At 35.1% G+C, this 11,437-nt stretch carries 12 protein-coding genes; 3 read left to right on the forward strand and 9 right to left on the reverse strand.

Features of this window, described 5'->3' with window-relative positions; all coding sequences use genetic code 11:
* Positions 1 to 29: 29 nt before the first annotated feature.
* Positions 30 to 650: an L-threonylcarbamoyladenylate synthase gene (locus tag IEV50_RS08440; RefSeq protein ID WP_188413038.1), complete on the reverse strand. Its 621-nt coding sequence runs from the start codon at positions 648 to 650 to the stop codon at positions 30 to 32.
* A gap of 129 nt (positions 651 to 779) precedes the next feature.
* Between IEV50_RS08440 and IEV50_RS08445 the strand changes: the two genes are divergently transcribed.
* From IEV50_RS08445 to IEV50_RS08455, 3 genes are read left to right on the forward strand one after another with little or no spacing between them, the layout of a single operon-like run.
* Positions 780 to 1,037, forward strand: coding sequence for a type II toxin-antitoxin system Phd/YefM family antitoxin (locus IEV50_RS08445; RefSeq protein ID WP_188413040.1), 258 nt, complete (start codon positions 780 to 782; stop codon positions 1,035 to 1,037).
* Entirely contained in the window at positions 1,030 to 1,284 is a 255-nt protein-coding gene (locus IEV50_RS08450; RefSeq protein ID WP_188413042.1) for a Txe/YoeB family addiction module toxin, read from the forward strand. Before IEV50_RS08445 ends, IEV50_RS08450 begins: the two co-directional genes overlap by 8 nt.
* A gap of 10 nt (positions 1,285 to 1,294) precedes the next feature.
* On the forward strand, positions 1,295 to 2,956 hold the full coding sequence (locus IEV50_RS08455) for an FMN-binding glutamate synthase family protein (protein WP_188413044.1): 1,662 nt from the start codon (positions 1,295 to 1,297) through the stop codon (positions 2,954 to 2,956).
* Positions 2,957 to 3,283: 327 nt separating this feature from the next.
* Here IEV50_RS08455 and asnS read toward each other — a convergent pair whose 3' ends face one another.
* The 8 genes from asnS to IEV50_RS08495 form a co-directional block, all read right to left on the reverse strand.
* Entirely contained in the window at positions 3,284 to 4,732 is a 1,449-nt protein-coding gene (asnS, locus tag IEV50_RS08460; protein ID WP_188413046.1) for an asparagine--tRNA ligase, read from the reverse strand.
* A gap of 236 nt (positions 4,733 to 4,968) precedes the next feature.
* Positions 4,969 to 5,955 (reverse strand): transglutaminase family protein, encoded by a 987-nt coding sequence (locus IEV50_RS08465; RefSeq protein WP_188413048.1) that lies wholly within the window; start codon positions 5,953 to 5,955, stop codon positions 4,969 to 4,971.
* Positions 5,956 to 6,008: 53 nt separating this feature from the next.
* Positions 6,009 to 6,944 (reverse strand): alpha-E domain-containing protein, encoded by a 936-nt coding sequence (locus IEV50_RS08470; protein WP_188413050.1) that lies wholly within the window; start codon positions 6,942 to 6,944, stop codon positions 6,009 to 6,011.
* Between the two features lie 9 nt (positions 6,945 to 6,953).
* On the reverse strand, positions 6,954 to 8,402 hold the full coding sequence (locus tag IEV50_RS08475) for a circularly permuted type 2 ATP-grasp protein (protein ID WP_188413053.1): 1,449 nt from the start codon (positions 8,400 to 8,402) through the stop codon (positions 6,954 to 6,956).
* A gap of 447 nt (positions 8,403 to 8,849) precedes the next feature.
* A complete protein-coding gene (locus IEV50_RS08480; protein WP_188413055.1) occupies positions 8,850 to 9,377 on the reverse strand; it encodes a ferritin in 528 nt (175 codons plus the stop codon).
* A gap of 209 nt (positions 9,378 to 9,586) precedes the next feature.
* Positions 9,587 to 9,946 (reverse strand): hypothetical protein, encoded by a 360-nt coding sequence (locus IEV50_RS08485; protein WP_188413057.1) that lies wholly within the window; start codon positions 9,944 to 9,946, stop codon positions 9,587 to 9,589.
* 78 nt (positions 9,947 to 10,024) lie between these two features.
* Positions 10,025 to 10,591, reverse strand: a complete 567-nt coding sequence (locus IEV50_RS08490; protein ID WP_188413058.1) for a GNAT family N-acetyltransferase — start codon at positions 10,589 to 10,591, stop codon at positions 10,025 to 10,027.
* Between the two features lie 2 nt (positions 10,592 to 10,593).
* Positions 10,594 to 11,433: an MBL fold metallo-hydrolase gene (locus IEV50_RS08495; protein ID WP_188413060.1), complete on the reverse strand. Its 840-nt coding sequence runs from the start codon at positions 11,431 to 11,433 to the stop codon at positions 10,594 to 10,596.
* Positions 11,434 to 11,437: the final 4 nt, after the last annotated feature.

Consider the following 11,437-nt stretch of genomic DNA (forward strand, 5'->3'; position numbering starts at 1 on the left):
AATAAAATAATTGCAGATTTAGTGTCTGGTTATAAAAATTCTTCAATATCGCCTTTGCCTTCACGAATAACTTCAAATTCTCCGTTTGTACAATCAATTACAGTTGAAGCCTCATTATCTCCATAGCCACCATCAATTACCAGATCCACCAAATCCTGATATTTTTCATAAATTAATTCTGGGTCGGTAGAATATTCAACTAATTCATCATCGTCTTTTATTGAGGTAGATAGAATCGGATTGCCTAATTCCTTAACAATACACCTGGCAATATTATTATCCGGAACGCGAATACCAACCGTTTTCTTATTGGAGCTTAATAACTTGGGAACGTTATTATTTGCATTAAAAATAAAGGTGAAAGGACCAGGTAAAGCTTTTTTCAAAACCCTGAAGGTGGTGTTGTCAATTGGTTTAATGAAATCAGAAATGTGGCTTAAATCATGACAAATAAAAGAAAAATTAGCTTTTTCAGGTTTTATCCCCCTAATGCGGGCAATTTTTTCAATCGCCTTTGGATTGGTGATATCACAACCTAAACCATAAACTGTATCCGTTGGGTAGATGATTAAACCACCTTTTCTAAGCACTTCAACAACTTGCTCGATGGCTCTTTCGTTTGGGTTTTCGGGATAAATCTTGATAAGCATAGCGTAAAAATAACAATTTAATGGCGTCAGTTGTTTAGGATGTTATAAAATATATCAATTCTAAATATGTACAAATAGTTGTACATAGAGTATATTATCTTTATTTTTGAAGCACATTAAAGTTAAGGTATGGAAATCACGAATTATACATCATTTAGGCAAAGCTTAAAATCTTATTTAGATAAAGTTTTTTCTAATCATACACCTTTATTTGTAACCAGAGCAAAAGGTGAGGACGTTGTTGTTCTATCAAAATCTGATTACGATAGCATGATGGAAACTTTTTATTTGTTAAAGAGTCCGAAAAATGCCATTCGATTGGAGCAGGGTTTGAAGGATTACGAAGATGGCCTGGCAAAGAAGCAAGACTTAATTGATAATGAATAAATTATTTCTTGACGGCGCTTGGGAAGATTATCTCTATTGGCAAGCTGTTGATAAATCGATGCTCAAGAAAATAAATGCATTGATAAAAGAAATCGAGCGTATGCCATTTGAGGGGATAGGAAAACCCGAGCCACTTAAACATCAATATACTGGATGGTGGTCTAGAAGAATAAATTTAGAACACAGATTAGTGTACAAGGTAGAAAATTCATCAATAATTATTCTACAATGTAGGTATCATACATAATTAGCAAAACATGAGAAAAGCTTTCGTTGCCATTGCAGCCTTTTTAATTGCCTTAACCATCATGTTAGGGTTGTACCATCCATTTTTATGGTGGACATTTCTTTTTACCGGTCCTTTTGTAATCCTCGGTGTTTACGATTTATATCAGCCAAAACATAGTATCGTTAGAAACTATCCTGTATTTGGCAGGTTGCGGTATTTTATGGAAGAACTCAGGCCAAAAGTTTATCAATACTTTGTAGAAAGTGATACAAATGGAACGCCATACAATCGATTAAATCGTTCTTTAATTTATCAAAGAGCTAAAAAAGACAATGATACTATTCCATTCGGAACACAATTAGATGTTTACCAAAACGGTTATGAGTGGTTGAGTCATAGTATTGCAGCAATTTCTCATCACGAATTAAACTCAGACCCGAGGGTATTGGTTGGTGGACCTGATTGTAAAAAACCTTATTCGGCAAGTATTTACAATATTTCGGCAATGAGTTTCGGATCTTTAAGTCAGAATGCTATTCTGGCTTTAAATGGTGGTGCAAAAATGGGCAATTTTGCTCATAATACAGGAGAAGGAGGGATAAGTGATTACCACCGTAGACCTGGAGGAGATTTAATCTGGCAAATAGGTACAGGATATTTTGGCTGCCGTAATGCAGATGGAACATTCAATTATGATGCTTATGCAGAAAGAGCAAAGACGGACCAGGTTAAAATGATTGAGATTAAGCTTTCTCAAGGTGCGAAACCAGGCCACGGAGGTATGTTACCCGCTAAAAAAGTTACCGCAGAAGTTGCCAGAATCCGTTTGGTTCCGGAAGGAAAGGACGTTTTGTCGCCACCTGCACATTCCGCTTTCAATTCGCCAATTGGTTTGCTGGAATTTGTTAAAAAGCTTAGGGATTTGGCAGATGGAAAGCCTGTAGGATTCAAATTATGTATCGGCCGGAAAAGTGAATTTTATGCGATATGTAAAGCAATGATAGAAACCGGGATTTATCCTGATTTTATTACTGTTGATGGTGGAGAAGGTGGAACGGGAGCGGCACCGCAAGAATTTTCAAATTCTGTTGGGATGCCTTTAAGAGAAGGTGTTGCTTTTGTATATGATGTTTTAAATGGCTTCGGCCTTAAAAAGCACATCAAAATTATTGCTTCTGGTAAAGTAGCAACAGGATTCGATTTAGTGAAAAATATTGCACTAGGTGCTGATATGTGTAACGCTGCCCGTGGTATGATGTTCGCTTTAGGTTGTATTCAAGCGCTGGAGTGCAATAGCAATACATGCCCTACTGGAGTTGCCACACAAGATCAAAGTTTAATGAAAGGTTTAGTTGTTGAAGATAAAACCGTTCGAGTTAAGAATTTCCACAATTTAACTGTTGCAAGTGCGATAGAATTATTGGGCGCTGCAGGGCTGAAAGAGCCGAATCAACTCAGTAGAGCTTATATAAATAGGAGGGTTAGCTCGAGTGTTATACAATCATATTTAGAGAGCTTTCCATACATTCCTGCAGGCAGTTTATTGCAAACGCCTTATCCAACCCGTTTCGAATTAGGAATGGCGTTAAGCAGTTCAAAAAGCTTTGCTCCAACAGATTACAAGGTTTCGGCTGTAGATTATGCACATGCAAATCCTTATAGCGATACCATGCATGATGAGGGAAGGTAGGTTGGTATGGCTTTAATAAAATTTTAACTAGGGTAGTGATTTCGACGGGAGTTGAAAAATCTTTTTTATCCTGGACGGACAGAATTTTTATTTTTGGTGTCAAAAATAAACAAAAAACAAGGGCTGAAAATTTTTCTATTTAAGTATGTGCCTTGGCTCGTTGAGCTTGTCTAAACGCCGTAAAAGGCAATTTTGCAAGTCCTTCAACAGGATGACATTTTGTACTTTTGAGACAGCGGCTTTTATATAAATGGGTTTTTGCTTTTGAGCTTAAGCTTCCGAAGTTTAAGCCCAAACAGCGCTTAAACTTCGGAAGTTTGTTAAATATTAAAACTCTGCGTTTTTAGGGAAACGAGGGAATGCAATTACGTCACGGATGTTAGTCATACCGGTAACGAACAATACTAATCTTTCGAAGCCTAAGCCGAAACCTGCGTGTGGTGCAGAACCAAAACGGCGAGTATCTAAATACCACCATAGCTCGTCTTGAGGGATATTCATATCTTCCATACGTTTTGTTAAACGGTCTAAACGTTCTTCACGTTGCGATCCACCAATCATTTCTCCAATGCCAGGAAATAAAATATCCATAGCCGCAACGGTTTGCCTTCCTTCGGCATCTGGTTCATTTTGGCGCATGTAGAAAGATTTAATATCAGCAGGATAATCAGTTAAAATAACTGGTTTTTTAAAGTGCTTTTCTACCAAGTAACGCTCGTGTTCACTTTGTAAATCAGCGCCCCATTCATCAATTAAATATTTGAATTGTTTCTTCTGGTTTGGCTTAGAAGATTTTAAAATCTTAATTGCTTCTGTATATGTTAACCGCTCGAATTCGTTTGTTAAGCAGAAATCAAGCTTCTCTAACAAAGAAAATTCGTTACGTTCGTTTTGGGGTTTTTGTTTGTCTTCTTCAGTTAAGCGTGTATTTAAAAACTCCAGTTCATCTTTGCAGTTATCTAAAGCATATTTAATTACATACTTCATCATATCTTCAGCAAGATTCATGTTATCTTCTAAATCAGCGAAAGCAACTTCAGGTTCAATCATCCAAAACTCTGCTAAGTGACGCGTTGTGTTTGAATTTTCTGCCCTGAATGTAGGTCCGAAAGTGTAAATCTGTCCAAAAGCCATTGCAGCCAATTCACCTTCCAGCTGACCAGAAACGGTTAAATTTGTTGCACGGGCAAAGAAATCCTGAGAAAAATCTACTTTTCCATCTTCCTTACGAGGCGTATTATCGAAATCTAAAGTTGTTACCTTAAACATTTCGCCAGCACCTTCTGCATCACTGGCTGTAATTACTGGTGTGTGCATGTACACGAAACCACGCTCATTGTAAAACTGGTGAATGGCAAAGGCCAAAGCATGTCGAACTTTAAAAACTGCGTTAAAAGTATTGGTACGGAAACGTAAGTGTGCAATTTCGCGTAAAAACTCTAAACTATGTTTTTTAGGTTGTAAAGGAAATTTTTCGGGATCGCTATCACCTAAAATCTCAACCGATGTTGCCTTAATTTCAACGGTTTGACCTTTTCCTAAGGATTCGATTAGTTTGCCCGTTGCAGCAATTGAGGCACCGGTTGTTATTCTCTTTAACAGCTCATCAGGTAAATTATTAAAATCGATAACCACCTGGATATTGCCCATGCAACTTCCATCATTTAAAGCGATAAACTGGTTATTTCGGAAAGTTCTAACCCATCCCATAACCGTTACTTCTGTGCCAAATGCAGTCGATTTTAATAAATCTTTAATTTGCTGTCTCTTAATCATATTGTTATTTGTAAAAGGCGCAAATTTAGAAAAAAAACTTTACCAGTTGGCAGTTCCTAGATTTCAATTTATAATTTCTAATCAATATTCAATAAAAATCTACCACTAAATTCTATCGTAACCAAGTTAAAGAACTCCTGCCTCTTCGCTCTAATCCTAAGTATGCTCTAATCCTCAAATCCTGATAAACTCCTGGTCTTATCCTATAATCCTTAAATCCTGATAAATCCTGGTCTTTATTGTTGTTGTTGCTGCTGCATTGCCTCCATGTATTGCTGGTAACTATTTTGCTTTCTGGCTGCCGTAACCGTTGCAGATGGTTTTGAGTAATTTATTTCTTTGGGTTGAAAGTAATTTTCGTTTTCATTAAAGTCTTCATCATTATAACCAACGGAAACATTTACTTCCATAATGTGCTCAAAGCCACCTTTATAAACGCCTTTAACGGGCGAGCAATCGGTAAAATTTCTTCCAACAGCCAAGCGTACATGATTTTCGTTTGCAATACAGTTATTTGTAGGGTCGAGGCCTAACCAGCCATATTCGGGTAGATATGCTTCGGCCCAGGCATGAGTTGCGCCTTCACCCCTCATGCCATCTCTGTTAGGGCAAATGTAACCGCTAACATAACGTGCAGGAATACCTGTTAAACGAAGCATTGCTGTTAAAACGTGGGCAAAATCCTGACATACACCTGCTTTAAGTTTCATAATTTCCTCAATGGTGGTATCAACAGCTGTAATCCCTTTTATATATTCATAATTTTGAAATACGTGGGCGCAATATTTTATCGCTGTTTGATATGGGGTATCTTCATCACTTTTGATAGATAATGCAGTTTCCTTTAATTGAACAATACCATCAAAAGTTTCTTGTCGCAGATAATCAATATAAGGCACCTCATATTTAATCATATCTAATCCTGTCCATTGCTCACTACTAAACATATCATCCTGAGGCAATGGTTTTGGGAAGGTTTCTACACACACTTTAGAGAAAATCTTGAGTTGATAATGTGGTTCGTTCTGTGTAAAAGTTCCGACTTCATTGCCGTAATAATCTATAAATATCTCAATTTCAGGGCTTCCTGATATGTTTAAATCATGCTGAATCACTTTCTGGAAATCATCTTTTATCGGAAATAAAATAATCTGGTTTGCACTATCCCGAACAGGCAACTCGTATTTATAATTGGTAATGTGTTTAATCTTAAAAATCGGCATAAATGCTTTTGTTAATTCTATTTGCAATTGGACTAATCGGGTTTATTAATTAACTATGAATTTGCGAAATAATATTCATTTAACGAGCTTCCGATGCCAAAAAGTTCGGCTCTAATTTGCGTTAAATAATTATGTAGTTCTTCTTCACCCATATTATTTACAGAGCTATAAGTAATCATGCTGCGTAAACGACCGATTTTAAAAGATAAATTATTGTAATGTTCAATGTTGTTTTCACTTTTCAATCGCCCAAAATATCTTTCGATGTTATGCATGGAGTAAAGAGCTGAGCGAGGGAAGTCATTATTTAACATCACTAGTTCTATAATGTTTTTAGCATCAAAGCCCTGGCGATAGGTTTTTAAATACAATTCGTATCCGCCAAGCGATAAAAGCAGGTGTTTCCAATAAGCAATATCCGTTAATAAATCAGGATTCGTACTTATCGAACTAAACTTAATATCCAAAATATCTATTGATTGAATACTTCTTTCGAGATGTTTGCCAATTTTCATAAAGCTTCTGCTTTCTCCGCGTTCCATAGCACTATCTGCTGTGCCATGATAAAGCATAACCTGCTTAATTAAAATATCCAGTGCTGTAATCGGGTCATCTTTTTGTACATACCATAGCAATTTTTCATCCTTTACGGTATGATAATATTCATTTAAACATTGCCATAAATCTTTTGGGATGTGTTCCTGAACACTTCTGGCATTCTCACGGGCAAGCGTAATAATATTTAAAATTGAATTCGGATTTTCTCTGTTTAATAAAAGGTATTCTATAACAGCACGACTATCGTGCTGAATATTTAACAATTCATTTTCATCATCAGAAGAAAAAATCCTGATTACAGGTTTCCAGGTAAATTCCTGAATGGTATCTTGAGATGAAGCATAATTTATTTTTAACATGCGCAACATTCCGTCGCTGCGCTCCACATATCTGCTTAACCAATATAAGCTTGAAGCTACTCTACTTAACATATTCGTAATCTAAGAAGTTAAAACCCATGTATCCTTACTGCCACCGCCTTGCGAACTATTTACCACAAGCGAACCTTCTTTTAAAGCAACCCTGGTTAATCCGCCAGGTACAATTGAAATTCCATCTGGGCCATTCAATGCAAAAGGCCTTAAATCAATTCTTCTTGGCGAAAGTTTTCCATTGATAAAGCATGGGGCAGAGGATAAGCTTATTGTTGGCTGGGCAATAAAATTTCTTGGGTCTTTTAAAATCTCCAGTTTATATTCTTCAGTCTCCTGTTCGCTGGCAGCATGCCCCATCAGCATTCCATAACCTCCGCTACCGTTGGTTTTTTTAATTACCATTTTGTTTATGTTCTCAAAAACATATTCAAGTTCATCACGATTGCTTAGCTGGTAAGTTGGTACATTTTTTAAAATGGGTTCTTCATTTAAATAATACTTAATCATATCAGGTACATAGGTATAAACAGCTTTATCATCTGCTACGCCATTTCCAACGGCATTTACGATGGCTACATTTCCTTTTCTGTAAGCACCCATTAAACCGGCTACACCTAAAACACTATTCGGATTAAAAACTAAGGGATCCAAATAGTCATCATCAACACGTCGATAAATAACATCAATTTGTTGTAAGCCTATAGTTGTTTTCATAAAAACCTTTTGATTTTTCACAACTAAGTCACGTCCTTCTACCAATTCTACACCCATTAAACGAGCTAATGTAGTATGTTCGTAATAAGCTGAGTTATACATTCCAGGACTTAACATTACAATTGTTGGGTTAGAAACAGCTCTCGGCGAAAGCGCCATTAAGTTTTTATATAATATTGCAGGATATTCTGTTACACTTCTTACGCCGCATTGCGGAATAAGGTCAGGAAATAGCCTTTTTGTGATTTCTCTGTTTTCGAGCATGTAGCTTACGCCTGATGGCGTGCGTAGGTTGTCTTCCAATACATAAAATGTTCCATCATGGTCGCGGATTAAATCGATGCCTGCGATGTGAATGTATATATCATGCAAAACATTAACATTATGCATTTCCCGCAAAAAATGTGGACAAGAATAAATTACGTTGGTGGGTACAATTTTATCTTTTAAGATGAATTGATTGCTGTAAACATCTTTAAGAAAAAGATTTAAAGCCTTTAATCTTTGTTTTATTCCTTTTTCGATAAAAGACCATTCGCTGGAAGTAATGATGCGTGGGATGATATCAAAAGGGAAGATTTTCTCAATTCCTTCGCCACTATCGTAAACGGTAAAGGTTATACCCTGGCTCATGAATAGTTTTTTAGCAAGTTCTTCCTTTTTGTTAAGATTGTCGAGAGATTCTTTCGAGAAATTATTTATAAAATTTGAATAGTGATTTCTGTAGTTATCACTATTTAAAAACATTTCATCAAAAGTATTTGGATGATTTAAGTAGTTTTTTATAAAATTTTCTATCATTTGACTTAAATATTTGTTTAAAGTATGATTTTGAAAGTAAAAAACCTTAATTTTTATATTAAAAATTAATTTTAAATGTTTTTTAAAGCTATTTTAAGTTGTATTATATATGATTTATAAGTATTTATATATTTTAATGAAAAATAAATTAAATATTTGCATTTTTTTCTTGCAAATATCCATAATTTTCGTACATTTGTAATGCTCGTTAATTATTATTATATATTTGGTTTAAAAAAAGCGCTGGTAACGGCGCTTTTTTTATAAAGACTTTCAAAACAGGATATTCATAATCAACATAAACCAAACAACCTAAACTAAATTAAAGCTTCCTCGTAAAAGGAAGCTTTTTTGTTTTTGTACGGTTTCGCTGTAAAATCTTTATATAAAAAAAAAAGCTACCTCAATGAATATCAAGATAGCTTTTTTTAATATATGTTTTGTTGTTTATTGTTCCGAATAGGTAATTTTGTTAACGTGTTTGTCAATTTCCCATCTTCCTGTTCCTTCTTCGCCGATTACTTCGAATAATTCTAAAGCACGACGAGCTTTATATTCTTCTTCACGTTGTTCTTTTAAGAACCAGTTTAAAAATTCCATCGTAACAAAATCTTGTTCGTTTTGGCATTTTGCATAAATGTTTTTAAAGCTTTGGGTAATGGCAATTTCAGCTTCCAAGGCATCTTCAAAAACTTCTCTGAAGCCTGCAAAATCAGTTTTAATTCCTGAAACTTCCGGAGAAATTGCATTTCCACCCATATCCAAAACGTATTTGAATAACTTGAGTTGGTGCATTCTTTCTTCTTCAGCTTGTTTTGCAAAATAATCTGCTGAAAAATCAAATCCATTTTGGTCGCACCAAGATGACATTGATAAATATAGTGATGAAGAGTGAGCTTCTTTTTTAATCTGCTGATTTAAAAGTGTTTCAATATCCTGTGATATTAAACTTTTTATTCGCATTAAGTCTTTCATAATTTTAACTGCTTAACTAATGGTACAAATGTAACATCTTAATAAGCATATTGTGTGCAGTATTTGCTATATGAAATTAGTCTAAATTGTTGTAAAGAAGATGTAAGATGGATGATGGGAAATTGAAGATGGCGTAGGGTGGATGGAAAATAGAAGAAGTAAGTACTCAGTTGATTGCTAATTTTTTCCTATTCCATTAACCAATATCGCTAAACAACCAATCTATGTAAGCAATCGCTGATTAAATGATTTAGTTTAAACATGGTAAAAGTACCTTGTAATAATTCCTTTAAAGCAACAATCTCGCAAGCGTTCAGCAAATAAATATGCTCGCAGCCATTAAAAGTTACAACTTCAAAATCAGCTTTATGGGTATTCAATAGAAGTGCATCGATATCAATATCTTCAACAACCTTTTTTAATTTGCGAAGTGATAGACAATTGTAACGAGCAAACTTACCGCCGAAATCAACAAAAAAGCAGTTTAACTTATCCGATTGATAAATAGAACCTTGTTTTATTGAGAATACGTTAATCAGTTCGTTAATATTGATACAAGCTTTTTCCATCGGTTACAAAAATTGCTATTATTTAGATTAAATACAAATAAAAATAGAAATAAATTCTTAATATTACCTTTAAAGGATTTACACCGAGATGTGATAAATCATGTGATGATAAATTCCTCCAATAAGTTGTTTTTCATCATTAATTTTGAAACCTTTGTTTTGATAAAGCTTCAACGCTTTATCATTATTAGTTTCGACCAGTAAACCTATTTTAGTATGGCCTAATTCTGCTGCCCATTTAATGCCGGCATCAATTAATTGTTTGCCGATGCCTTTACCTTGTGCGGTTGGGTTAACACTAATTGTATCTAGATAAAATTCGCCAGCTTGCGTTTCGGGTTCTGGGATAAAGTTCTTTAATCTGCAATGAAGAGAAAGATAATTTAAAAAATTAGTTCTGAGTTCTATCAACTTTGCGCCATCATAAGCGTTTATTGAACCTAGCACTTCATCGTTTTCATTAGTATAAACTAATGTATTTTCAAAACTATACTGGTTATTGGCTTCTTTAAAGAAATGTTCAAATAGTTTTATTGTAGCATCATGATTATTGGTATTGCTGAATTTGTAAGCTAGTTCGCCCATTGCCTGAATAATTAAGCGGCTGACAGCTTTTGCATCACTAATTTTTGCTTTGCGAATCATTATTAAATATCACTTAAATTAAAGGTTTCTGCTACACGGATTCCTTTCTCAGTTCTTTGCAAAGTACAAGATTCGTGAATTGGGTCGTGTTCTAAAAATAAAATGTAATTGTTGTTAACTGCTTCTTCTAAAAAAGCCTGCTTTTCATTTAGTGTTTTTAAGGGAAACATGTCATAAGCCATTACATAGGGAAGGGGTAGGTGTCCGACCGATGGAAGTAAATCAGCCATGTAAACGATGGTTTTACCTTTGTAATTTATTTTAGGAAGCATCATGGCATCGGTATGTCCGTAGGCAAAGCCAATGTTAATTCCTTTTCTCCATTCTATATTATCTTGCTCGGAAATGAATTTTAATTGTCCGCTTTCTTGTATTGGTAATATGTTTTCTTTTAAAAAAGATGCTTTTTCTCTTGCATTTGGTTCAATAGCCCATTGCCAGTGTTTTTCATTGCTCCAATAAGTTGCGTTTTTAAATGCTGGAATAAGTTTTTCCCCATCACGAATTACTGCGCCGCCAACATGGTCGAAATGCAGATGGGTTAAAAATACATCGGTAATATCTGCTGTACTAAAACCTAAATTTACCAAAGATTTATCAATCGAATCCTCACCATGCAAATAATAGTGGCTAAAAAACTTCTCATCTTGCTTATTTCCAATTCCTGTATCTATTAATGTAAGGCTATTACCATCTTCAATTAATAGGCAGCGCATTGCCCAGGTACAAAGGTTATTAGCATCAGCAGGATTTGTTTTTTGCCAGATGGCTTTTGGTACAACGCCGAACATCGCGCCTCCGTCTAATTTAAATAAGCCTGTGTTTATGGTGTGGAGTTTCATTTTA

The organism is Pedobacter mendelii, from assembly GCF_014635725.1.
Lineage (GTDB): Bacteria > Bacteroidota > Bacteroidia > Sphingobacteriales > Sphingobacteriaceae > Pedobacter > Pedobacter mendelii.

Bases quoted from the DNA above. Each gene is read 5' to 3' on its own strand.
- IEV50_RS08450 (WP_188413042.1), top strand. From the start codon at position 1,030: ATGAATAAATTATTTCTTGACGGCGCTTGGGAAGATTATCTCTATTGG.
- IEV50_RS08465 (WP_188413048.1), bottom strand. From the start codon at position 5,955: ATGCCGATTTTTAAGATTAAACACATTACCAATTATAAATACGAGTTG.
- IEV50_RS08475 (WP_188413053.1), bottom strand. From the start codon at position 8,402: ATGATAGAAAATTTTATAAAAAACTACTTAAATCATCCAAATACTTTT.
- IEV50_RS08455 (WP_188413044.1), top strand. From the start codon at position 1,295: ATGAGAAAAGCTTTCGTTGCCATTGCAGCCTTTTTAATTGCCTTAACC.
- IEV50_RS08495 (WP_188413060.1), bottom strand. From the start codon at position 11,433: ATGAAACTCCACACCATAAACACAGGCTTATTTAAATTAGACGGAGGC.
- IEV50_RS08470 (WP_188413050.1), bottom strand. From the start codon at position 6,944: ATGTTAAGTAGAGTAGCTTCAAGCTTATATTGGTTAAGCAGATATGTG.
- IEV50_RS08440 (WP_188413038.1), bottom strand. From the start codon at position 650: ATGCTTATCAAGATTTATCCCGAAAACCCAAACGAAAGAGCCATCGAG.
- IEV50_RS08480 (WP_188413055.1), bottom strand. From the start codon at position 9,377: ATGAAAGACTTAATGCGAATAAAAAGTTTAATATCACAGGATATTGAA.
- IEV50_RS08490 (WP_188413058.1), bottom strand. From the start codon at position 10,591: ATGATTCGCAAAGCAAAAATTAGTGATGCAAAAGCTGTCAGCCGCTTA.
- IEV50_RS08445 (WP_188413040.1), top strand. From the start codon at position 780: ATGGAAATCACGAATTATACATCATTTAGGCAAAGCTTAAAATCTTAT.
- asnS (WP_188413046.1), bottom strand. From the start codon at position 4,732: ATGATTAAGAGACAGCAAATTAAAGATTTATTAAAATCGACTGCATTT.
- IEV50_RS08485 (WP_188413057.1), bottom strand. From the start codon at position 9,946: ATGGAAAAAGCTTGTATCAATATTAACGAACTGATTAACGTATTCTCA.